Annotated in this window: 22 protein-coding genes; 8 read left to right on the top strand and 14 right to left on the bottom strand. The window is 61.3% G+C overall.

What is annotated here, in order from left to right:
* Positions 1–153: 153 nt before the first annotated feature.
* The 3 genes from KPG66_RS01030 (at position 154) to argC (ending at position 2,765) form a co-directional block, all read left to right on the top strand.
* Positions 154–840, top strand: coding sequence for an orotate phosphoribosyltransferase (locus KPG66_RS01030; protein ID WP_013434049.1), 687 nt, complete (start codon positions 154–156; stop codon positions 838–840).
* 314 nt (positions 841–1,154) lie between these two features.
* Positions 1,155–1,727, top strand: coding sequence for a YbhB/YbcL family Raf kinase inhibitor-like protein (locus KPG66_RS01025; protein ID WP_237069758.1), 573 nt, complete (start codon positions 1,155–1,157; stop codon positions 1,725–1,727).
* Positions 1,728–1,817: 90 nt separating this feature from the next.
* Positions 1,818–2,765 carry an N-acetyl-gamma-glutamyl-phosphate reductase gene (gene argC / locus KPG66_RS01020; protein WP_237069757.1) on the top strand — a complete coding sequence of 316 codons (948 nt, stop codon included), beginning with the start codon at positions 1,818–1,820 and terminating at the stop codon, positions 2,763–2,765.
* Between the two features lie 327 nt (positions 2,766–3,092).
* Here the strand turns inward: argC and KPG66_RS01015 are convergent, their stop codons facing one another.
* The 6 genes from KPG66_RS01015 to ku form a co-directional block, all read right to left on the bottom strand.
* On the bottom strand, positions 3,093–3,740 hold the full coding sequence (locus KPG66_RS01015; protein WP_013434046.1) for a LysE family translocator: 648 nt from the start codon (positions 3,738–3,740) through the stop codon (positions 3,093–3,095).
* Positions 3,741–3,921: 181 nt separating this feature from the next.
* On the bottom strand, positions 3,922–4,575 hold the full coding sequence (locus KPG66_RS01010; RefSeq protein WP_237069756.1) for a peroxiredoxin: 654 nt from the start codon (positions 4,573–4,575) through the stop codon (positions 3,922–3,924).
* Positions 4,576–5,063: 488 nt separating this feature from the next.
* Positions 5,064–7,514 (bottom strand): fimbria/pilus outer membrane usher protein, encoded by a 2,451-nt coding sequence (locus KPG66_RS01005; protein ID WP_237069755.1) that lies wholly within the window; start codon positions 7,512–7,514, stop codon positions 5,064–5,066.
* Positions 7,515–7,533: 19 nt separating this feature from the next.
* Complete coding sequence (locus KPG66_RS01000; protein ID WP_041752975.1) at positions 7,534–8,253, bottom strand: fimbria/pilus chaperone family protein; 720 nt, start codon at positions 8,251–8,253, stop codon at positions 7,534–7,536.
* A 37-nt stretch (positions 8,254–8,290) separates the two neighbouring features.
* Positions 8,291–9,010, bottom strand: a complete 720-nt coding sequence (locus tag KPG66_RS00995) for a DUF1120 domain-containing protein (RefSeq protein WP_237069754.1) — start codon at positions 9,008–9,010, stop codon at positions 8,291–8,293.
* A 168-nt stretch (positions 9,011–9,178) separates the two neighbouring features.
* On the bottom strand, positions 9,179–10,129 hold the full coding sequence (gene ku, locus KPG66_RS00990) for a non-homologous end joining protein Ku (protein ID WP_237069753.1): 951 nt from the start codon (positions 10,127–10,129) through the stop codon (positions 9,179–9,181).
* Between the two features lie 305 nt (positions 10,130–10,434).
* Between ku and KPG66_RS00985 the strand changes: the two genes are divergently transcribed.
* Positions 10,435–11,199, top strand: a complete 765-nt coding sequence (locus KPG66_RS00985; protein ID WP_013434038.1) for a DUF4397 domain-containing protein — start codon at positions 10,435–10,437, stop codon at positions 11,197–11,199.
* Positions 11,200–11,567: 368 nt separating this feature from the next.
* Here KPG66_RS00985 and KPG66_RS00980 read toward each other — a convergent pair whose 3' ends face one another.
* Positions 11,568–11,870 carry a DUF2795 domain-containing protein gene (locus KPG66_RS00980; protein WP_041752974.1) on the bottom strand — a complete coding sequence of 101 codons (303 nt, stop codon included), beginning with the start codon at positions 11,868–11,870 and terminating at the stop codon, positions 11,568–11,570.
* 302 nt (positions 11,871–12,172) lie between these two features.
* On the opposite strand from KPG66_RS00980, the gene KPG66_RS00975 reads away from it, so the two are divergent.
* From KPG66_RS00975 to KPG66_RS00960, 4 genes are read left to right on the top strand one after another with little or no spacing between them, the layout of a single operon-like run.
* Entirely contained in the window at positions 12,173–13,501 is a 1,329-nt protein-coding gene (locus KPG66_RS00975) for a glycosyltransferase family 4 protein (protein ID WP_237069752.1), read from the top strand.
* On the top strand, positions 13,501–14,562 hold the full coding sequence (locus KPG66_RS00970) for a UDP-glucuronic acid decarboxylase family protein (RefSeq protein WP_013434034.1): 1,062 nt from the start codon (positions 13,501–13,503) through the stop codon (positions 14,560–14,562). The genes KPG66_RS00975 and KPG66_RS00970 overlap by 1 nt, the downstream gene beginning before the upstream one ends.
* Positions 14,559–15,251 (top strand): PIG-L deacetylase family protein, encoded by a 693-nt coding sequence (locus KPG66_RS00965; protein WP_013434033.1) that lies wholly within the window; start codon positions 14,559–14,561, stop codon positions 15,249–15,251. Before KPG66_RS00970 ends, KPG66_RS00965 begins: the two co-directional genes overlap by 4 nt.
* Before the next feature lie 8 nt (positions 15,252–15,259).
* Positions 15,260–16,147, top strand: coding sequence for a glycosyltransferase family 2 protein (locus KPG66_RS00960; RefSeq protein ID WP_041752972.1), 888 nt, complete (start codon positions 15,260–15,262; stop codon positions 16,145–16,147).
* A gap of 29 nt (positions 16,148–16,176) precedes the next feature.
* Here the strand turns inward: KPG66_RS00960 and KPG66_RS00955 are convergent, their stop codons facing one another.
* Genes KPG66_RS00955 through KPG66_RS00925 form a run of 7 tightly spaced genes read right to left on the bottom strand, consistent with a single transcriptional unit; the run spans position 16,177 to position 23,534 of the window.
* Positions 16,177–17,127: a glycosyltransferase gene (locus tag KPG66_RS00955; protein ID WP_041752970.1), complete on the bottom strand. Its 951-nt coding sequence runs from the start codon at positions 17,125–17,127 to the stop codon at positions 16,177–16,179.
* Positions 17,117–18,232, bottom strand: a complete 1,116-nt coding sequence (locus tag KPG66_RS00950) for a glycosyltransferase family 9 protein (protein ID WP_041752969.1) — start codon at positions 18,230–18,232, stop codon at positions 17,117–17,119. Before KPG66_RS00950 ends, KPG66_RS00955 begins: the two co-directional genes overlap by 11 nt.
* On the bottom strand, positions 18,229–19,236 hold the full coding sequence (locus tag KPG66_RS00945) for a glycosyltransferase family 2 protein (RefSeq protein WP_049786328.1): 1,008 nt from the start codon (positions 19,234–19,236) through the stop codon (positions 18,229–18,231). Before KPG66_RS00945 ends, KPG66_RS00950 begins: the two co-directional genes overlap by 4 nt.
* Positions 19,233–20,987 (bottom strand): carbamoyltransferase family protein, encoded by a 1,755-nt coding sequence (locus KPG66_RS00940; RefSeq protein ID WP_041752968.1) that lies wholly within the window; start codon positions 20,985–20,987, stop codon positions 19,233–19,235. Before KPG66_RS00940 ends, KPG66_RS00945 begins: the two co-directional genes overlap by 4 nt.
* A 2-nt stretch (positions 20,988–20,989) precedes the next feature.
* A complete protein-coding gene (locus KPG66_RS00935; protein ID WP_237069751.1) occupies positions 20,990–22,180 on the bottom strand; it encodes a glycosyltransferase family 9 protein in 1,191 nt (396 codons plus the stop codon).
* Positions 22,177–22,794 (bottom strand): D-glycero-alpha-D-manno-heptose-1,7-bisphosphate 7-phosphatase, encoded by a 618-nt coding sequence (locus KPG66_RS00930; protein WP_237069750.1) that lies wholly within the window; start codon positions 22,792–22,794, stop codon positions 22,177–22,179. Before KPG66_RS00930 ends, KPG66_RS00935 begins: the two co-directional genes overlap by 4 nt.
* Positions 22,785–23,534 (bottom strand): SDR family oxidoreductase, encoded by a 750-nt coding sequence (locus tag KPG66_RS00925; protein WP_237069749.1) that lies wholly within the window; start codon positions 23,532–23,534, stop codon positions 22,785–22,787. Before KPG66_RS00925 ends, KPG66_RS00930 begins: the two co-directional genes overlap by 10 nt.
* Positions 23,535–23,576 lie beyond the last annotated feature (42 nt).

Genomic DNA, 23,576 nt, shown 5'->3' with positions numbered 1-23,576 from the left:
CGTCCGACGACGCAGGTACGGAGGACAAACCCGGCGCACACCATGACCCCGGGCGCGGTCGGCCAGCATGGCACCCGACTGAGGTACAATAGCGGGCTACGCGCGTCGCGCAGTCCCGCCCGACCCACACCCCCGATTCCAAGGATTTTCCCGATGATAGGCATCGATCGTCAAACGATCTCCGACACTACCGCCAGAATTTTGCTCGAGGTCCAGGCCGTCCACTTCAACGCCGAAAAGCCGTATATCTTCACGTCCGGATGGGCGAGCCCGGTCTATATTGATTGCCGGAAGCTGATTTCCTATCCTCGCGTGCGCAACGCACTGATGGACATGGCCGAATCGACAATTTATGCCGGCGTCGGATTCGAGCAAGTGGACTCGGTGGCGGGCGGCGAGACTGCCGGCATCCCGTTCGCCGCATGGATTGCCGACCGCATGGGCCTGCCGATGCAATACGTTCGCAAAAAGCCAAAGGGTTTCGGCCGTAATGCGCAGATCGAGGGGTTTCTGCAAGAAGGTTCACGGGTGCTGCTGGTCGAGGATCTGACGACCGACAGCCGCAGCAAGATCAACTTTATCAATGCATTGCGCACCGCCGGCGCGAGCGTCGAACACTGCTTCGTGCTGTTCCACTACAACATCTTCAAGGAAAGCGTGTCGGTGCTCAAGGATGTCGGCGTCGATCTGCACGCGCTGGCGACCTGGTGGGACGTGCTGCGCGTGGCCAAGGATAAGGGGTACTTTGACACGAAAACGCTGGACGAAGTCGAGAAGTTCCTGCACGCACCCGCTCAATGGTCGGCTGCGCATGGCGGCGCGACGTCCGCGCCGCAATAGCGGAACCCATCGGGGCCGATGCCCAGATACGACAAAGCCGCCCTCATGGGCGGCTTTGTCGTATCTGGGAGACCTTCGATCGTGGTCACTGGCGCCGCGGCTACCTTGCAAATGGGTCTGGATGATAGACTGCCTGCGTGTTTGCCGGCGCTGCCCGGTCCCGCTCCGGCCGACCGGCACCGAACGCGCTGTGCCTGACTGTTCGTTATAACAACGTTGCGTCAAGGACAGGAGGTTTCCGGCCCATGCGTCCGCGTCGCCAGCAGCATCGAGCATCCCGTCGTTCGCATGTTCGCGTGTGGCAGAGCTTGTCCATGGCCGGGTGGCTGCTGGTTGTCCAGCCTCTCGCCCAGACGGACAATGCACCCGCCAGCGCCATGCCGACGTCAGCGGGTGGCGTAAGCCGCCCGTTCGAGTTGCACAGCGCGGCGTTACGCCCCAACCAACACGTGTCACGCGCGCAGGTCTACAACAAGCGCGGCTGTAGCGGATCCAACCATTCCCCGGATCTGTCGTGGCGTAACGCGCCGCCCGGCACCCGGGGCTTTGCGGTGACGCTCTTCGATCCCGATGCACCGGGTCGCGGCTGGTGGCACTGGGCCGTCGCCGGCATTCCAGCTAACGTCCATCGATTGCCGACCAATGCCAGCGGATCGGGCTTCCTGAAGTCAATCGGCGCCATCGAGGCCCGCAACGACTTCGGCGATGACGGCTATGGCGGCCCGTGTCCGCCGACCGGCAGAGCGCATCGCTATATCGTCACCGTGTGGGCGCTACGCACCCAGGACCTGCGGCTGACCAGCGGGCGCCCTGCCGCGGTGTTCGAGCACGAAATCTCGGTGGCCGCCCTTGCCGCCGCGCGGATTATCGTGACCTATACCCGATAACGGCATTTTTTTCGCAACCGCCCCGAATCTGTCCCGCCCGGGGCCTTAGAATACCTGTTTAACGGTATCGGAGCATAAGGCGGGCACGCAATGACAACCAAAGTTTTTGTCGACGGGCAGGACGGCACGACGGGGCTGAAGATCAATGAATACCTCGCGGCACGGCGCGACATTGAGGTATTGCGTATCGACGAGGCGAAGCGAAAGGATCCTGACGAGCGGCGCCGGCTGATCAACGCCTCCGACGTCACGTTCCTGTGCCTGCCGGATACCGCATCGCGCGAGTCCGTGTCGCTGGTCGACAGTGACCGCGTGGTGATCATCGACGCCAGCACCGCGTTCCGCACGCAACCGGACTGGGCGTACGGGTTGCCCGAGCTGAACCGCGCGCAGCGGGAAAAAATCCGCGCGAGCAAGCGCATTGCGGTGCCTGGATGTCATGCGTCGGCGTTCGTGCTGGCCATGCATCCGCTGGTCAATGCTGGTATCGTGCCGGCCGGCTTCGTCGCAACAGCCTATTCAATCACCGGATACAGTGGTGGTGGCAAGAAATTGATCGCGGCCTACGAGGACAACTCGGCTCCCGCGTTGTCGAGTCCGCGCCCCTACGCGCTTGGGCTGACGCACAAACACCTGCCGGAAATGATGGTCCATTCCGGGCTGACGATAATGCCAGCGTTCACGCCAATCGTCGGCGCGTTTTACAAGGGGCTCGCGGTCACGACCTATCTTCCCCCAACGCAATTGGCACGGCGAGTGACACCGGCCGACGTTCATGCCGTGCTGGCAGACCACTATGCCGGCGAAGCGTTTGTTCGGGTCATGCCATTGGGTGCGCCGGAGAACCTAGACGATGGCTTTTTCGATGTGCAAGCCAATAACGGCACCAATCGCGTCGACCTGTTCGTCTTCGGCAATGAAGAGCGCATCATGACGATCGCGCGACTCGACAATCTCGGCAAGGGCGCATCCGGTGCAGCCGTGCAGTGCATGAATCTCGCCATCGGCGCAGACGAACGGATCGGATTAACGGCTTGACGTTGTGGGCAGCGGTAACGCACATTCTCAGCGCAGCGGCTTTCGCTGCCGCCGTAATGCAAGAGGAAAAAAAAGCCCGCCGTTTGGCGGGCTTAATCCATATTAGAGGAGACATGGAGGAGACGGCTCCACCCTAGCAAGTTATTTGGTGCGTTGCAACAAATTTCTGCCTGTAACCGGGTTTCCTGCGTCGTGTTGCAACGATACAACTTTCCTACGCCGCGCCGATCCCTTCCTTTCTAAGCGCCGACGCGTTCACGACGTCTCATGCATTGCCGATTCCCGGCACCCGGTATGCACGTCTCGACCGCAAGGAAGCGAGCGCGTTTAGTGCCGCACCAGCACCATCAGCGCGCCAAAGCCGACGAATGCGCCGCCGGTGAGCCGATTGAACGCCTTCGCCATGCTACGGCTGCGAAGGCGTTCTCCAATCCGCGAGCCGCATCCGGCATAGACCATGTACCAACCGACCTCGATGAGCGCGAACGTCGGCACCAGCATGCTGAATTGCGGCCACGTCGGCGCAGCGGCGTTAATGAACTGTGGCAGCAGTGCGGCAGCGAAAAGTAGGGCCTTCGGATTGCTCGCGCCCACCAGAAAGCCTGTGCGAAACATCGCAAAGCGCGTGACACGATGCGCCGCATCACGCTCGACCGGTCGCGTATCGGCCGCACCGTGCGACGCCGACTCCACCGGCGCGCGCCACGCCTTGATGCCCAGGTACATCAGGTAAGCAGCGCCTGCCACGCGCAATGCGTTGAACATCGCCGGCCAAGCTTGCAGGAATACCCCCAGTCCGGCGGCCGAGACGGACAACATCAGCACCAGCGCCGACAGGCAGCCGGCCATCGCCCAACTGCTTCGGCGTAAGCCATACCGCGCGCCGCTGGACATCATCAACAGCATGTTCGGGCCCGGAATGGCCGATACAATGAACACAGTTGCAACAAAAAACCACCACGTATGGAGCGTCACAGCGTTCTTTTATCAGGGTCAGATAATACGCGGGTGAAAAAAAGCCCGCCAATGCGGCGGGCTGAATCCATATCGGAGGAGACATGGAGGAGACGGATTTAAGTATAAACCCTGATCCTTCAAAAACGCAAACCCCCTGTGCACATCCGCAACGGTCCGGATGAGAGACTGCCCGCCTGGGTTATTTCGGCTGCGCGACAGTACGCAGGTACGGCTTGAGCATCTTAAAGCCTTCCGGATACTTTTTCTTCGCTTCTTCATCGGATACCGACGTCGGGATGATCACATCGTCGCCCGGCTTCCAGTTCACCGGTGTCGCCACGGAATGCTTCGCGTTCAGTTGCAATGCATCGAGCAAGCGCAGTATTTCGTCAAAGTTACGTCCCGCACTCATTGGATAAGTGAACGTGGCCTTGATTTTCTTGTCTGGACCGATGATGAACACCGCGCGCACGGTCGCGTTGTCGTTCGCATTGCGTGGTCCAGCGCTCGCATTGGGGTGAATCATGTCGTACAACTTCGCGACGCTTAAGTTTTCATCGCCGATCAATGGATAGTTGATCGGATAGCCTTGTGTCTCGGCGATGTCCCCCACCCAACGCTTGTGATCACTGACCGGATCGATCGACAAGCCAATCACCTTCGTGTTGCGCTTGTCGAATTCGGGTTTTAGCCGCGCGACGTAGCCCAGCTCGGTCGTGCACACCGGTGTGAAGTCCTTCGGGTGCGAGAACAGAATCGCCCAATGGTCGCCGATCCATTCGTGGAAACGAATTTGACCTTCCGTGGTGTCGGCGGTGAAATCGGGTGCTTCGTCGCCTATGCGAATCGACATATCAGGCCTCCATTTACGTGGTGACGGCGCACGGTCATGCAGCCAACCGCGCAACCGCTGCGAAAATCTGCGTCAACCCGTGCATACGAACTGCAATTATAGGAAGAGTAGCGTGCTCGCCCAACACCGTCCATCAGCGCGCGTTGTCAACCTTGTCTGCTTAGCTGTTCGGGCCGCTGTGCAATCAACCTCCAGCGCAACCGACCGGCACCCGTGCTAAACAAGTTATCCACTCATGGCGTTGGACAATGTCTGGATAGCTGGATGCACAGCCGTTGCGTGAAATCTGGACAACGCATTGGCAACGCAGGGTCGCAGACACGTTATCCCACTTTCGCCCGCGCTATCCCCTGATCCCGCATAGTGTTATCGGAACAGTATCGTATTGATCCATTAAAGTGTTTTTGCAGTTATCCACAGCGTGACGCAGTCATTGTTAACTACTATTACAGAAATATATAGACAAATAAAAAACTGAAGACAGACCGTTACCGGTCCGTCGGAACCGGGATACAACGCGCCGGTACACGTTCGAACGTGCGCTTGAGATCCGGCTCGTCGGGCAACGCGTAGGTGAGTTGGCAGTATCCGCCATCCGCGAGTCGGACAGTCAAGGACTCATCTGGCGTCGCAAGCGGCAGGAACACTTGCTGATCGTCCAGCACGGTAGCAACCATATTGCCTGCGTTATCCAGCACGGGGGTGCCGCGCTGGATCGTTGAGCCGCCCTCTGTGGATACCTCCAGCAGCGCACGGCGTACCGTCGTCACGTTGAATCGCACCTTTTGCACTGAACCTCGTGCGGGCTGCACGGCCCTGTAGCCATTTTCCACGTCGGCGTTACGCGGCAGGCTGCGCGTTGCAATCTCGACGGGCGAAGCCGCGTACGCGGGCAGCGACGGCAATATCGCGTGGCCAGTGCGATCTGTCTCCACGACACCCGCACGCGTGAGAATCGTCACGCCGGGCACGCCAGATGTCGATACAACGCCGAACGTATCTCCGATCCGGTAAGGCGAGAATCCGAATCCGTCACGGTGCACCGCCAATGAGCCGCTCAATGCCGCTGAGTAGGATAATGCCCGTGACGAACGCAACACCCCGGCCGACATACGTGCAAAACGGTTGCTATGGCTCACGTCTACGTCGACCGATGTGTCGCCGCGCGCATGGTCGCGTTGAAACGACCCGCTATAGTGCGTTCTGCTGCCCAGCGAATGGTTCATCCGCATGCCGCTCCGGAGCACCGAGTCTGCCAGCGACGCGTGTGCGCGAGCGCCAGTGCGGCCCAGTGGAACACTGACGCTCAGGTATGTCGAAGTGCGTGCCTTGCTAAAACGGGATGAATCGCATCGGACTACAAGCCCGACCGACACGCCGGCCACCTGCATTGAGACCGCGCCGTTCACGTAGCGCCCCGTCGTGCTGCCAGCAGCAAATGACTGTCCGTATCCAAGGCCGACCGATCCATAGGGTGCCGCATAGTTCAACTGGACCGAATAGTCCATCGCACTGCATCGCCTGCTGTTCGCTCTCGAATCAAAGAGATGGCGAAAACCCGCACTCCGAGCGCCCGCGGATACACTGGCGGAAAAGTCGCGGCTCAGGTGGCTACTCATGCGTATGCTGGCGCGTATGCCGGAAGCGGATGCCGGTGAATGCCGTGAGGCAAGCAGTCGCGTCGCCAGCATCGGGCCACGCCGTGGCAAGACAGTCAGCGCCGCGCCCGCGGCTTGGTAATGGTGTGCCACGATCGCAGCGGCTGCCGCGCTGGTGGCCGGACCAAGCCAGCCAGCGCCTGTCAGCACGGCCCCGGGAAACGTTGTCGTACGGCCGTTGAAATTGCCTAGCGCCAACGAAAATCCTGGTGCATCGACCGTGGCGCCCGCGCCGAGCGATGTAACGGGCACGACGAACTCGCGCCGAGATCCGTCCTCCTCAATGACCGTCACGGTCAAGTCGGACATATCGCTGTACAGTTCCACATCGTCTATCGTAAATGGACCGGGTGGAACGAGCGTTGAATAAATCTGGCGACCGGCTTGCCGGATCACGACGCTGGCCTGCGAAGAAGCAATGCCTTCCACACGCGGTGCACGCAGTCGCGTGCGAAGCAACGCAGTGTCCGGTGTGAGCTGTGCGCCATCGAGCGGGATGCCGCCGATTACCCCGTTTGACACTAGGATCTGGCCTATTTGCAGCGTCTTTTGCATATCCGGCAACGTCCGTTGCGCATACGCTCTGTCGTGGAACACGTATCGGCGGCGCCGCGATTCGCGTAGCGACTGATGCGATCGCACGATCCAACCATAGGCATTGAAACCGCCCTCTGAGCGCACGTTGAAGTTGCGGCTTGTCCCGGCCGGGTGACGCCACTCAGACAGGTAAGCGTCGTAATTGAGCAGGCCTGCGACACCGCCGTCATCGAACTGTTTCGGTACGCGCGTTCTGCGACGCATCGCCTGCGGCGGCACGATCAACTCGATGCGGGATGCATGCGGAATCAGTTTTATCAAAGTCTGCGCGAACGCAGCTTGATAATCGATGCACGGTGAAGAACGGGACGCCCCGTAGCTCGAACTCGCGCCGGCCGTGCTCGCCAATCCCTCCGGAACGTTCAAGCTGGCGCGCTCGAGCAGTTCACGTGTCACGCACAGGCTGCCATCCGGCTTAAAATACGCCTGGATTTCCCCTCGTGACGCGCCGTTTACCCAAAGCGATACGCGGTTGTAACCGGGATCGAAGCGGGCGCCACGTTCATAGTAGTTCGCAAGTTCCACCGGCAGACCGCGAGCGCGCAGCCGATCTAGGTCAAATTTGACCGTATCGGCGGCCCACGCAGCGGCGCTCGCGCTCGTGATGCCGACACACAGCAATACAGCAGGGGCGCATCGCACGCCCGGCCAAGCGCACCCTGTGGCGGTATTGCGATGCTGCACGATGGGTCCCTGCCCAGGCTCAGTGCGAAGCCGTCACTTGCAGATCATATGCGCTGGCTGTATAGCCGTAGCGCGTCATCGGGAATAAACGGATCGTCTTGGCGCCGGCTTGCCGCGCCTTCCCGACGAGAACCTGTTCGCCGGGCAGGATATAGCGACGGGATAACGTAACCATGGTCTTTTGCGGCAGAATCTGGGCACGCTGTTCCAGTCGTACGACATAGTCAGACGGATTGGATAAAGTGACCACGCCGTCCCGGACCTGTGCCGTCAATCGTTTCCACGGTTCCTTGTCTACGGGCAAGGCTGCCGGCTTGACAATGACTGGAAGGTCTTGCCGCACGATCAAATCGACCGCATTATGGCTAGAGAGTTCGGGTGGCAGCCCCTCGAATACAACCCGCTTCATCCGCTCATATTTTAGTGGCTCTTTGTTGATCAACATGAAACGGACTAACTGGGACTCACCCGGCTCAAGCCTGGCCGCCAAAGGCGTGGCCACGATTAGCCTGGCAGGGTCCTCTTTTGTATCGATGATGGCGGTGTGCAAGATAATCGGATGAGCATCGGTGTTGCGCACTTTGATCGCCGCCTCGCCGCTGTTTTCGTCGATCAGTACAGCTGAGGTTTCTGGCACGACACCAACTGCAGCGGCATAATGCGGCCCCATTCCGAGATAGGCACATACAAGCGCCTGGATCGCGCATACTGCTGCGCGCCAATACTTCAGTACGTTCAATTTGAAATTCCGTCTAGACAACACTGCTTGATGCAAGTTAATACGTTAGCGTAATGGTGGATTTTCCTTCAAAATCGATAGTATCGGTGAGATTCAACCGACCGGTCGGTATAATGTAGGGTACGATTTTCAGTGTCGCATCAAAACGCATACCGTTGACAGGGCTAATCCCATCCGAGGACCATGTCAACTCATCGTATGGGCCGTTCAGTAGTCGAGAGTCGCCCGTACCGTTATCAAACGCTTCCCACCCTTCCATCCCCTTTTTTCGTCCTAAAGGTTCCGCATCACCTCCACCCCGTTCGTCCGCGTATCTCATATCATGCAACTCAATGGCGTATACGCCAATCGGTTTGCCATTGGAAGCGAGCGCACCTCTTAGGGCTCCAAGCCTTTCACTTAGCGTTGCCGTTGCCTTGTCGAGCAGCACACTGCCTGTCGCGAACGGATTGGCCACACCGATATCATCGCTCGATCGGATCACTATCGACGTAGGCGCGGTGCATTGGATACCAATTTTGACATCGTGCGGTTCCAACTGCGTTATCATGTTTCTTTCCAGATGAAGTGAGTCCAAGTTCCCGAGGCTGATTCGCGAAGGGGCCAGTTCAGCTATTTCACATGCGCCGGGGTTGATTTTTCCAGTTATAATAATCTGTTTTTCTTGATGTCCCTGTTTTTCTGGATTGGCGAATATTTCAGAAGAACTGCTAAACAACAAAACCAAAAATATAGCGTGCACGATCGGTAATCTCATAAATGCTGTGCGATTAAATGCGTTGCTTACGCGGGTGGCGTTGGCGGACCAAAATTATAGTGACCAACGCCCATCAATTGTGTCACAAAATACGAGATGATCCGTTGTGATACGAAGTACTGCGTTATGATCTTCGTCCACAACAAGACAAAACGCCTTTTACGACTATCATGCGGCGCGGCGCTTGCCCGGAGAAGTTTTTTTGGATGCTGTCGCAGTTTTTGCCCCGCCCTTGCCTGCTTTCGTAACGGGCTCCTTGCGGGTCGTCGTTTTTTTCCGCTTATCGGCACCGGCCATATCTTCGTCGATGCTCGATCCATCCTTGCATTGCCCAAGGCTGCGCCGTAACAGCTCGGACAAGTCAACCACATCGGCGGTCCGCCTTTTTGCCGAGGTCTCGATACTCGGGATTTTTCGCGTCTTGTCCGCTCGGATTTTCTTTTCGACCAACGCCAGGATGTCGTCCCGGAACGTATCGTGGTAGTCCTCGGGCTTCCATTCACCGCTCATGTCATCAATGAGCTTCTTGGCCATCTCCAACTCACGAGCCGTAACGCCGGCCTTCTTCGCGTCGACCTCCGGCAGCGGGAGTTCAGCCAGCGCCCGCAGTTCATCCTTCCAGCGCAACGTGTCTAGCGCGAGCAACGGACCCACCGGAATCAGTGCGCCAAGGTGTTGGCGGCCATGCATGACGACCAACGCGATACCGATTTTGCCAGTCGCTTTCAACGCGTCGCGGAGCAACGCGTAGACCTTTTCGCCCTTCCGATCCGGCACGAGATAGTACGGTGTATCAACGTACAGAAACGACACGGCCTTCGAATCGACAAAGGTCAAGATATCGACCGTTTGCGTCGAGTCTGGATTGGCCGCGCGAATTTCCTCGTCGGTCAATACCACATAGCGCTCTTTGTCGTACTCGTAGCCGCGCACGATATCCTCGCGCGGCACTTCCTTTCCTGTGCGCTTGTTGACCTGGCGATAGCCGATCGGATCCATCGAATGCTTGTCCAGCATCCGGAACGATGGCTTCACCGTCCGGGTAGCCGGATACAGCTGCACCGGGACATGCACGAGGCCAAAACTGATCGCGCCTTTCCAAATCATTCGTGACGCCATGGAGCCTCCCTTCGTGTGATCCTGCGACGCACGTGCGCCGTATTGTCGGCTTTACCGCCGCCTGCCGTAGCGTTCCGGGTATGCAAGCTACGTACCAGCCAGGCTAGCCGCGTGGTTTCGCATCTTTCGGGAACAGCGCTTGCTTATCGGAAACGCCCTCGGTATGTCCGTTGCGCAATACGATGAGACTATTGTTGAAATACCAAGCCAAAGCCCTATACAGATGTGACGTAAAACAAAATACCGTTGCCACAAAGGAATTCAGTATTCGTTCGTTTTGTTCTACTGATAACTAAGAGGATGTTATGAAATCAATCCGTACCGTTGCGACGTTGACCCTGGCCACGCTGATGTTGGGCGCGTGTGGTGGGGGAGGGAAGGACCTCGGCACCGAGCTTGGGCTGAGCTCTGCGCAGGCAAGGTTCATCAATGCCGTTCCGATTGGCCCGAATCTAGATTACTACCTAAACGGGCAAGCGAATGCGACCGACGTACAGTACAAAAGCGTTACGCGTTATCGCGATGTCGGCGCAGGCACCCAGAGCGCCACTTACAATGCAACCGGCACGTCTTTGACGCTGGCCTCACAGGCATTCAATGCAGCCAAAGGACACCATTACACGACGATTGCAATCCAGGGTTCGCCGTCCGCAGTCTCTGTGATCGACGATCCGTATGACAAGGGCTTGCTCTCGGACAAGGCACGCGTACGGGGATTCAATGCGTCGTTTAACGCGCCGAACGTGGACATCTATGTCGTGGCGCCCGGTACTGATATCTCCAACGTGACGCCCACGGTAGCCTCCGTCGCCTATCAGCACGCGGTACCCGAATCCGGTCAAGATTCAGTGTACCTATCCGGCGGCACGTATCAGGTTATCGTCACCCATGCCGGCACGAAGACGCCGATTTTGAGAAGCGCGCCGGTCAACTTGGCTAACAACGCCGATTGGCTTATCTTGACGATCCCGTCGAGCGGCATTGGCGGCGTCGTGCCGGGCAACATCCATGCCCTGGTCGCTCAGGGCAACGAGGCCGATACGTCCGCCCAGGAACTGACGTCTCAATAAAAGAGGCACTGCGCGTGGCGACACGCTTGCCCGGCACCGATCATTCACATTATTGCATCGACGGGCAAGCCGCCAACGCGCTGCGGCCAGTCGCTAGCGAGGCCGCTTCGCAGCTCCGGTGCTGATGCTGGGGTGACGTCGGCGCAGTTCCGATGCTAGCGCTGGCGACGCTATTGGCCTCGCGCGTCGCGGGGCGGGCGCGCTGGCCAGCGGTATCGTACTTAAGGCGTTCGGATGAAGTGCCACCGCGCTGATGACGGTGGCCATAGGAAAGGTGTCCCCCAATATCATGCGGTAGCAGGACCGGGCTCCGGCGCCGTATCAACTCCGCGCCGCGCCGTCGGTCATGCTCGCACAGCACGCTCGGATCACATCAGTTTTCCGACTTCCTTGGATACCGAAGCCGGGGTGCCGTACTCCCGCTCCGGAATACGCTTGAGCATCTCCAGCACGCTGTCGTCGGCATGCGAGCGTTGCGCGCATTGAATGACGTCTTCCTTGCTGGCCGGGTAGTCCATGCCCTTGAGCGCCTTTTGGATATCCACCGGACTTGGCGCCTTGCCATGCCCGCTCTGGTGACCACCCTTATCATGGTCTTGCTGGACGCGGTCGCCTTCATGCGCCCGCGCATGGCTCAATTCGTGACCGGTGTGAGGATGACGGGAAGTCATAACGATCTCCTTTAAAAGCCGATGACATAAAGGGCGCGGCAGGCCTGCACGCGCCACGTGATCGTCACGCCGCAAACTGCATTCCCCGCAGCACATTCCCACACCGCTGCACCGCCGGCAACGTGCTGCGGCGATACCCCGATTGTGTCACGCGGTTGTAACTTTTTCGAACTCCGCTGAGGCTTGCCCCGACTCGGCGCACTGCAATGCAGATGATAGGGTCGGGTCGGCATGCGGGTACATCGCTTGCGTAGTGCACCGCATAAAGGCACCGCTGCCTTCATCAATCGGGAACAGTCACTATGAAAAAAATCGCTCTGATCAGCGAGCATGCCTCGCCGCTGGGTGTGATTGGCGGCGTCGACTCAGGCGGCCAGAACATCTACGTGGCTAACGTGGCCAAACAATTGGCATTGCGCGGCTGGCACGTTGACGTCTTTACCCGCCGTGACAACCCTCACTTGCCGGAGGTGATGCGCATAGGCCCCAGGATGCAAGTCATCCACGTGCCCGCGGGGCCGCCCAACGACATGCCGAAAGAGGCGCTGCTGCCGTACATGGCGTGCTTTGCTGACTTCCTCGTCGACTATTTTAGTCGGCAACCCGAGCCCTACGACGTAATGCACGCGAACTTTTTCATGTCTGGCGAGGCGGCGCTGCACGTGAAGCAGCAGCTTGGTGTCCCGCTGGTCACCACTTTTCATGCACTGGGCCGAGTACGCCGGCAGCACCAAGGCATGGCCGATGCGTTTCCAAACGAGCGCTTTGCGATAGAAGATACGCTGGTGCAGCGCTCGGATCGGGTGATCGCTGAATGCCCGCAAGATCAGATCGACCTGACGACGTTGTATCCGGGTGACCCGCGACGCATCCGGGTCATTCCGTGCGGTTTTGACAGCGATGAATTTCAACCGGTACCGAAGCTCGAGGCCCGAGCGCGACTCGGTTGGCGCTCGGACGAGTTCGCCATATTGCAGTTGGGACGGCTGGTGCCGCGCAAGGGCGTGGACAACGTGATCGAAGCGCTTGCTCACTTGCCAGCGCACTCTGCTCAGCCCACGCGGCTATATGTGGTCGGGGGCAACGACTATACGCCCGACCCTGAACGCTGCCCCGAATTGGCGCGGCTGATGCACGTCGCCCAGCAGGCGGGCGTTGCCGAGCACGTGACGTTCGTCGGCCGGCGTGACCGGGATGTGCTGCAACTGTTCTACAGTGCGGCCGATGTATTCGTGACCACGCCATGGTACGAACCTTTCGGCATCACCCCAGTGGAAGCGATGGCCTGCGCCACGCCAGTGATCGGCAGCAATGTCGGTGGCATCCGCAGTACTGTCGTGGATGGCGTAACGGGCTACTTGGTGCCGCCGCGCGAGCCCGCGGCGCTGGCTCGCAGACTGGCGGCGCTGCGCAGCGACCCACAACATGCGGTGGCGATGGGCCTGGCGGGCCGCCGGCGTGTGCGGCGCGACTATACGTGGGATAGCGTCGCCGCGCAATTGGCTCAAGTCTATGACGAGTTGCGCGACACAGCACAGCGGCCCACGCGCGCGGGTACCTCGCTCGGCGGCGGCCGGCGCTCGCCCATCATGCCGGCGGCAGCCATTCCGAACCAGAAGGAGAATGGGTAATGAAAGAATATGGCCGCAAGCGGATTTTGGTCACCGGCGGCGCCGGCTTTCTTGGCTCACATTTGTGCGAGCGCTTGGTAACGGCCGGCCACGATGTGCTATGCGTGGATAACTTTTATACTGGCACCAAGGACAACATCGCCCATCTGCTCGATGCGCCGAATTTTGAGATGATGCGTCACGATGTGACGTTCCCGTTGTACGTCGAGGTTGACGAAATCTATAACCTCGCGTGTCCCGCCTCCCCGGTCCACTATCAGCAGGACCCGGTCCAAACCACCAAGACCAGCGTGCACGGCGCGATCAACCTGCTCGGGCTGGCCAAGCGCGTGAAGGCGCGTATCCTGCAAGCGTCGACCAGCGAGGTCTATGGCGACCCGTCGATGCATCCACAGCGTGAGCAGTATTGGGGCAATGTCAATCCGATCGGGGTGCGTTCGTGCTATGACGAAGGCAAGCGGTGCGCCGAGACCCTGTTCGCCGATTACTATCGGCAGCATCGCGTCGATATCCGCATCGCGCGGATCTTCAACACGTACGGCCCCCGCATGCATCCGGCCGACGGGCGCGTGGTGTCGAATTTCATCACCCAGGCGTTGGCCGGCGAAGCGCTGACCGTCTACGGCGATGGGACTCAAACCCGCTCGTTTTGCTACGTGGACGATTTGGTCGACGGCTTAATCCGCCTGATGGAGGCACCGAGCCCGTTTGCGGAGCCGGTCAATCTGGGCAACGCCGCTGAAGTGACGATCGGCGAGATCGCCCGCGAGGTCATCCGTGTGACCGGGGCCCGCGTGCCTGTCCGATATGCACCGCTCCCGGCGGATGATCCGCGGCAACGTTGCCCGGACCTGACGCTCGCCGCGCGGCGCCTCGGCTGGTCGCCGACCACGACGCTGGCGGATGGACTCACACGTACTGTCCGCTATTTCGTCCAACGTGCCGCGTTGCGTGTTTATCGGCCGCACGGCGGCACGCCTGCCGAGGCAGGCTGCGCGATATCCGACGCGCATGCACATTCCGCGCAGGCCGGCGAACCGGCGCAGCAGGCACGAGCATGACTGAGCGCTGGCTGGTTATTTCGCCGCATCTGGACGATGCGGTGTTTGGATGCGGCCGGCTGCTTGCCCAGGCACCCGGCTCGATTGTCGCGACCGTCTTCGCCGGCATACCGCCCCGCGCCATGCCGGCGCCGCCGTGGGACCGCGACGCGGGCTTCGATTCTGCGCAAGAAGCCATGCAGGCTCGTCGCGTGGAGGACCGACACGCGCTGTCGATTCTTCGCGCCGAACCTCATTGGCTAGATTTCCTGGATGATCAGTACGAGTGCGCCGTACCCGACGAGGCGTTGCTCGACGCGCTTCGCTCGCTGCTGGATGCGCATGCGCAGAGGGGGGTGCTGGCGCCGGCCGGCTTGTTTCACCGTGACCATCTCCGGGTACAGCGCGCGATGCTGGCGCTGCTTGGCGAGCAGCCCACTACCCGACGCTGGTTCTTTTATGAGGAGGCACTGTATCGGCGCAAGGAGGGCCTGATGGAGCAACGGCTGGCGCACTGGAAGGCGCAAGGTTGGACAGCGCAACCGGCGGCGCTGGTGGACGAGGACGCATCCGACGGCAGCGCGCGCGCGAAAGCCCAGGCCGTGCGAGCGTACCGGAGCCAGGTCGCGTTGTTCAGGCCCGATACACTGCTCGACCTCGAGCGCGCGGAGTGCTACTGGCGGTTGCAGCGTGTTCCTGCGGCATCGTGAGCGCGTCGATGGACAGCCCGCACCCCGAGAACCGCATCACGGTAATCGTGCTCACGTACCGGCGCCGCGACGAGTTGGCCCGGACGTTGACCCACCTGACTGCGCTACCCGAGCGCGTGCCGATTATCGTAGTGGACAATGATTCGCGTGACGGCACTGCGCAATGGGTCGCGCAGCGCTTCGCGCATGTCACGCTGATCCAGGCGCCGGGCAATCTCGGCGCTGCTGGCCGTAATCTCGGCGCGGCCGCCGCGCGTACCCGCTACATTGCCTTTTGCGACGATGACACATGGTGGGAGCCCGGCTCGCTATCGCTGGCCGCCGATCTGCTGGACGCTTATCCACAAGTCGTTTCCTTGACCGCGCGCGTGCTGGTGGGTCCGCAGCGTTGTGAGGATCCGGTGTGCGAGCTGATGCGCACCAGCCCGATCGTGCCGCCTTGCGCCCTTCCCGGTCCACCGATCCTGGGCCTGCTTGCGGGAGCTACCGCTTTTCGCACCGACGCGTTTCTGGCGGCCGGCGGCTACCATCCACGCTTATTCATCGGCGGTGAAGAAGCGGTGTTGGCACTCGATTTGGCTAGTGCCGGATGGTCACTCGTGTACGTTCCACAATTGACCGTGTGCCACTATCCGTCACCGGTGCGCGATGCGGGCCGGCGACGCAGCCTGCTGGCGCGCAACGCCGTATGGGCCGCCTGGCTGCGTCTTCCGGCCGGCGCCGCGTTGCAGCGCACGCTGCAATTGGCACCGCGCGTATGGCGGGAAGGCGGCGGCGTGACGGGCTGGTGGCAGACGCTGCGCGGGCTGAGATGGGTATTTAGCGAGCGCCGCGTAATCCCGCCGCACGTTGATCAGATGCGCCGCTGCGTTGAGGCGGCCGCAGCCCGCGAATAGCGGCCGCTTGCCCGCCTCACGCGGTGGCCTTACGTGGCGACGTCGCGCAGCGCGCGGTCCCAGTCAGCGGTAAAGCGCGCAATGTTGAACCGCTCCTGTGCATCGCGCCGTGCGGCGTCACCCCACTGGCGGGCCAGCACCGGGTCTTTGAGCAAGTGGTGCATGGTGTCGACCAATACGGCGGGCCGCGTATCGGCTACGCCGTTGTGGCCACTGCGCACGACCTGCGCCATCTCAGTGGTTGCCAGCGCAATGATCGGCGAGCCAAGCATCATCGCCTCGACCACTGCCAAGCCCAGGCTCGTATAGCGGATCGGGTTGAAGAAGAAGCGATAATCCGCAACGAAACCAGGCAATGCTAAGTTCGGGATTTCGCCGATGCCGCCCAGTTCGGTGGACCCCATCCCGACTAGATCCAATGGCACTGCCTCGCGTACCGCCTCAAATACATCTGCGCCCAGGCGCCGGCCGCGCTTGCGCAGATGATTGACGACCGTCACCCCCTTGGCCAGCGTGCCGCGGTATGCGACGCCGTCCGGCAGCAGCACGCCGTGCTCGATTACGCGCGTGGGGGTCACGCCGTTGTCCCACATCAGCGCATTGAACGGCGTGACGTGCACCAACAGGACATTTGGATCCTGAACCGGATGCAATGTATCGGTCGGATGCTCGCGCGGTGGGTCGTGTTCGACAAAAAGTGCTGGCAATTGCCGCTGTGCTTCGCTGAGTGCGTGTTGCCGGTCTTCGACATAGTGCTTATGGTGCTGGTACAGCACGCAGTCGAACGAAGCCGCGTGTACCTGATCGTACGGCACCTCGTGCATATTGGGGCCCCACGGCAGATTTCCTGCGCAGCCGCCATAGCCGGGCGGCGAGCCGGGCTTAGTCACGACATAGAAGTCGTGCGGCGTCTGCGACAAATAATAGAGGTAATTTCCGTGAACGTGCCAAGTAAGCACCCGCAAACGTTTATGCGGCATTGTAAGCCTCCGATTCGAACATTTGCTCGAGTTGATGCGTAACATCCCGTACGTCGATCGCTGTCGCGCATGCGTGCTGGTACGGACAGACGTCGAACATGCACGGCCTGCATGGTGGATAGTTAGCCAATACATGATGGCGTTCCCGATCCAGCGGCGCCCATCGGGCGACATCGCTGCCGCAGGCGATCACCACACTGGGCGTGCGCAATGCCGCCGCAATATGTGACACCCCGGTGTCATTGCATACGAGCACCTTGCTTCGCCCGATCAAGGCGGCCATTACGCCGAGTGACGTACGCCCACACAAATTGACACACGGCACATCGAGCCGGTGGGCCAGTTCGTCGGCGAGCGTTGCCTCGGATGCCGTACCGGTCACGACGATGCGTATGCCGCGTTGCGACAGCCAGTTGGCCACCGACGCAAACCGCTGTGCTGGCCAGCGCCGGGATGGCATCCGTGCGCCGGGATGAAAGACCGCGAACTGTTGTGACGGCAATTCGTGCTGCTCGCAAAGTGCGCGGCATGCTGCATGGTCGAGCCGAGTGAGCGGAAATGCCAAGTGCTCGCCCCAATCGCCATAGCCTAGTGCCTGCGTCAGCCGCGTATAGCGGATGATCTCAGGGACCGACTCGGGCCATGGGATCGTCTTGTCAAGCGGGTGCGCCGTGCCGCCCGCTGCCCCGTCGCCGGGCGCCGGCATAAATCCGGCCGTTTGGGCTGCGCCCAGCTGGGCGACGATACGGTTGGTATGCGTGCCGCTACCATGCAACTGGATCGCCAGATCGAAACGCCGGGCGCGGCATTGCTCGAAGAACGCCGCAAGGCGCGCCGCATCGGCCGGCTGCTCAGCTAATCCGGGCGCACCCGGAAACGGCAGGAAGTCATCGATGTACTCGGCAAAGCGCTGCGCGAATTGCTCCGCCCACGGCAAGCCGATTAGCGTGATCCTGGCATGGGGCTCGCCACGCCGCAGCGCACGCAGCGCGGGCACCGCACACAACATGTCACCCAGCTGCAACGCGCGAAATACCGCGATGCTCGCGTGCCCGGCAGGCTCGCGCCTTGCCTCGCCGGCTGGTTCCACTGTATCGGGTGTCATAGAAAAAGCACCTTGAAGTGAAGCGCGCCGCGCAGCCGCCAATACAGCGATACCGGCGGGATTGCCATTGACGTGACGATCATTTCGGCAATATGGGAGGCAGCGCGCGAGGTGCCGCGCAACCGCCGCCAGCAAAACCAGAGGGTCACCGCCGCCCAGATACCCAGCGCCACGCTGCCCGCGACACGCTGCCCGGTGCCAAGCAATACCGCAGCCAAGAGCAACGCCGCCACGGCGATGTAGTAATGCCAGGGTGGCACCCGACGGATATGCTGGCGGTACACGCGTCGATGCTTCTTATAGAGCAACGCATCGAAGAACACTTTGGACTGCTGGCCAATGCTTACGCCCCAATGGGCTGGGCGTATCGGATGCAGGACCCGAGCCTGCGGTGCGTCGATAATGGGCCCGACCTGCTCGCGCAGCATGAACATCAGGTCAGCGTCCTCACGCCAAGCGCGAGTGAAGCGCTCGTCGAATCCGCCCACTTGCACGAGCGCGTCGCGGCGCACGAAGCAGTTTGCTGTCGCGAATTCGGCATGCGCCAAGCCGCTGGCATCGCGCTCGTAATCGGTCGGCGCATCGCCAAGCGGCACTTCGATGCGTCCCGCAACCGCGCAGGCCATCGGATCGCGCATCAACGCATCACACCCTTGCCGTAGCCACATCGGGTCCGCAATCGTATCGTCGTCGGTAAACGCGATAATCGCGCCTTGTGCGCTGCACCAGCCCGCGTTACGCGCACCCGCCGGGCCGCGGGTGCGCCAGGCTGGAATATAGCGCACGCGTGGCCTGCCGTCACTGCGTTGCGCGAACGCGTGAACCACGTCTTTCGCGCTGTGACGCGCGCGGTCGTCATCGACCACAAGTATTTCGAAGGTGCTCGGATCGAACACCTGTGCACACAGCGCGTCCAAGCACCGTGACAGCAGATCAGGACGTCGATAGGTTGGCACGACCACCGACACCCTGATCCGCGATGCCGTGTCCGGGGCGTCGGTCATCGGCGTTTCTCCAACAGAAACGGGCCGATCACCAGCGCATCGAGCGGCGAGGTCCAGAAGCACTCTAGCGCGTCACGTGGCGAGCACACGACCGGCTTGCCGCGCGTGTTGAACGACGTGTTCACCAGCACCGGCACACCGGTCAACCGGTTAAACGCCGTCAGCAGCCTGTGGTAGAGCGGGTTTTGATCCGCGTTCACTGTTTGTACCCGCGCCGTGCCATCGACGTGGCGTACCGCCGGAATGGCCTCTTCCCGGCCGGGCGCCACGTCGCACACGAACAGCATGAATGGGGCATGCAGCCGACCTGGCTTGCGTGCGGTAAACCATTCGTGCGCTTTTTCCTCTAGTACGGCGGGCGCCACCGGACGGAAATCCTCTCGATCCTTGATGCGGTTCAGGCGCTGCTGCATGCCGGGGTCGATCGGCGAAGCCAGAATTGAGCGGGCGCCCAGCGCACGCGGACCAAACTCCATGCGTCCTTGGAACCACCCGATGATCCGATTCTTGGCTAGCAACGCGGCGGTCTCGGCCGCCACGTCGTCCAACCGTCGGTAGGGCAGTTGCGCCTCATCCAGCAAGGCCTGGATGGTCGCCTCGTCGTACGCCGGACCGAGGTACGCGTGGTCCATCGCTTTGCCGTCGCGCACGCCACGCTGCTGGAAGTCCGTCCACAGCGCGGCGCCTAACGCCGTGCCGGCATCGCCCGCGGCGGGCTGGACCCATACGTCGTCGAAGTACCCGCTGTCCCGGACCTTGGCGTTCATGACGCAATTGAGCGCCACGCCGCCTGCCATCGCAAGCTGCTTCTCCCCTGTGGTGTGTGCGAGCCACTCCACCATACGCAGCACGACTTCTTCCAGCATCGCCTGCAACGAATGGGCAATGTCATAGTGCCGCTGCTCGAGCGGGCCGCCACGCTCGCGCGCTGGCCCAAACAGCGAGACGAGGTCAATACTCTCGACTTCGTAGTCGCCATTGTCTACATAGCGCACGAGGCGGCGCATCGCGTCCATGTAGGCCGGTTTGCCGAACGACGCGAGCGCCATCACCTTGTACTCGTCCGACGAGTGCAGGAAGCCGAGATAGCGTGTCACTCGCTCGTAAAGCAATCCCAATGAATTGGGCAGATTGACCTGTTTGATGCGTCGATACTGGTGTCCGTCGAACACGCCGTAGCTGGTGGTGGCTTTTTCGCCCCGGCCATCCATTGTCAGCACCGCGCAGCGCTGGAACGGCGCAGCCAGGAACGCACTCGCCTCGTGCGACAAATGGTGCTCAACGAAATGCCATTCAAAGGGACCGTCTGGCGTGACGCCGCGCCAGCGCTTGCTCAAATGGTGTGGCACTCCGTCGGCCAGCTGCCTCGGCGCGTTGACGATGTAAGACAAGAACAGCGGATCCCAAGGCGATACGTGTCCGCTTGCCTTGCGATGAGCGGACGGAGACAAAGGCAACGTGAACACCGGCTCTTGTTGCCCACGATCGATTTGCAGCCAAGGGTCATAGGAATACGCGACGTGGTGCACGTCGCGCAGTACGATACCCGCTTCCGACAGGCAGTAGTCGATCGCGTGATACGGCAATTCCCACGTTGAGAACGGCACCGGCCGCTTGCCATGCTTAATGTGCGTGAAACGCTCCTCCTCGGCGGCGGCGACCACCACGCCGTCGCGCACCAGGCACGCGGCGCTGTCGTGGAATGCGGCATTGATCCCCAGGGTATAAAGTGGAGTACGGGTGTCTGGCATGGTCAGGCTCTCGCTATCGCGGTTGCGATTGGAATTACGTTGGCAGGGGACGGGCTGCCCAGCTGCCAACGACATGTGGCCCAGCGCTCAGCCTGGGCAGCATCGTGTCCGGCCAGCAAACTGCGCGCAGCTGCGACGACCTCGTCGACCCCCACGCCAGTCAGGCATGGGTGTCCCGGTTCGCTGCACTCGCTGCGGTAGCAGTATTTGCACGGAACGTCAGTGGACAATACGCGGTGCGGCACGCGCCATGGCGTATGTTGCGGGTTGGTCAACGCATAGAGATCGACAACTGGTGTGCCAACGGCCGCGGCAAGATGCGCCGGCCCGCTGTTGTTGGTGATCAACACATCCGCTGCGCCGACCAACGCGCCCATCTCGCCCAGCGACAACCGGCCGGCCAGCGGCACCGCACGCTTGCCGGCACGTGCGCATACCGCGTCGACTAACGCGGATTCCGCCGCGCTGCCGGTCACCGCAACCGCGTCGAACTGTGGTGCGAGTTGCGCAGCCACTTCGCCGAAGCGCTCCGCAGGCCACCGCCGCGACGGCGCGCTGGCCCCAGGGTGAACCACCAGCCAGCGTCCATGGCCGGGTTGCGCGAACGGCGCGCCTTGCCGGCGTCGGACGGCCTGCAGCCGACGCTGCAATGACCGTCGGTCTTGTTCGCTGTAGGCAAATTCCATTTGCCAATTGGTTGTCGTCGCACCGATTGAGCGGACCAGTTCGAGTTGCCGGACCACTTCGTGGCGAACGCGCTGGTGCGGCTCGGTTTCCGCAACGCGGTCAGTTAACAAGCGGTACGGATTCTCGCGGCAGTGCGCCAGACGCAGCGGAATCCCCGCCAGCCAGCACATCATCGCGGCCGGCAACGGGCTTTGGCTGTAGACCGTGAAGATGACTGCGGCATCAAACCGGCCGGCTGCCAGTCGCTCGATCATCGCTAAATCCGGCGCGGCGTCCGGCGACGCATTCGGGTGTTTAACCCACGGTGCATCGTATCCCCACACCTGGTCAACCATCGGCAGGTGCCCATCCAGCGCGGCGCCGACGCTGGAGGTGAGCAGCGTCAGATGGCGACGGCCGTCATCACCCTTGAGCGCGCGCAGCGCAGGCGTGGTCATCAGCACGTCACCCATGTTGTCGAGCCGCACACACAGGATGCGTCGCGCGTTGCTCCAGCCTGTGCTCATATTGCCGCCTCCTGTCCGATCCTCTCGGCGGGCGTGCCGTTGCGCTGCGCGGCGATGATGTGGGCCGCGGCGTCGAGCCGCTCGACCACGAAGTCCGGCTCACGCTGCGGGCTGCGCCGCCATTCAGTTTCGTTGCCGCAATCGACCAGGATCGTGCGACAACCTGCGCCACGACCCGCTTCGATATCATCGAGGATGTCCCCGACCATCCAACTGTACTGCGGCGTGGCGTCCAGAAACGCGAGGGCCTGCGTCAGCAACGCCGATCGCGGCTTACGGCAATCGCATTCGATCGCGTAGTGCGCCACCGCCCCCTTCGGATGGTGCGGGCAATAAAAGAACCCGGCGAGCACTGCACCGTGCTCGCGAAACAGCGCGCAAAGCCGCTCACGCACGGCGCACAGCGCCGCCTCGGGAAAACAGCCAAGCGCCACACCGGGCTGGTTCGACACCACCGCGAGTGGCATGCCCAGTGCACCAAGCCGGCGTAGTGCTTGTGCGGCGCCCGGCGCCAGCACCATGCGCGCCGGGTCGACGTTGTAGGGCACGTTTTTTAGCAATGTACCGTCCTTGTCCAACAGCACCGCGCCGCGGCCGGCTCCTGTTACGGCCATGACGTTTCCTTCATTGGCAGCACCATGACTTCAGGGATCACCGTGCCGGGCGGCTGCGTCAACACGAACCGTACCGCCGCGGCCACGTTTTGGGGTGGCTGCAGCGTGTCGACGTCGATATCGGGGAATCGGTCCAGTAAGAACGGTGTGCGCATGCCGCCAGCCACAATGGACGACACACGGACCCCGGCTGGACGCAGCTCCGCATGCAGCGCATGCGAGAAGCCCAGCAGCCCCCACTTCGTCGCGTGGTACGCGGAGGCGTTCGGCCATGCGCGTTTTGAAGCAGTCGATGCGATGTTGACGATATGGCCGTCGCCTCGGGCCTTCATCATCGGCACGACCGCCCGGCATATTAGATAGGGGCCGAACAGGTTCGTCATCAGCACGCGCTGCCACGCGGCGACCTCCACTTCCTCGATCGCGGCCGTCACATCAATCGCCGCGTTGTTCACGACTACATCGAGCTCGCCCACCGACTCGTGTATCGCGTGCATGGCCTGTTGCACCGAGGCCTCGTCGCTGACGTCAATCCGCTGCCATACGACTTTGACGCCGTGCCGGCCCAACTCAGCCGCGGTTTCACGCGCCTGCTCCTCATGAAGATCGGCCACGACGATGTTCATGCCGGCGCGTGCTAACTCGTCGCATATCGCCGCACCGAGGCCACGGGCGCCTCCGGTGATTAACGCTGTCTTGCCAGTGAGAATCGGGTTCGATAGGTCTGCAGTCTGTGCCACGTTCGCTCCTTCAGTAAGTCAGACGTTTGTCGAGACAAACGT

The organism is Mycetohabitans sp. B2 (assembly GCF_021733735.1).
In the GTDB taxonomy this organism is placed as follows: Bacteria; Pseudomonadota; Gammaproteobacteria; order Burkholderiales; family Burkholderiaceae; genus Mycetohabitans; species Mycetohabitans rhizoxinica.
Note: the sequence above shows the minus strand (reverse complement) of the source record. Positions and strands in the feature narration are given on the sequence as shown.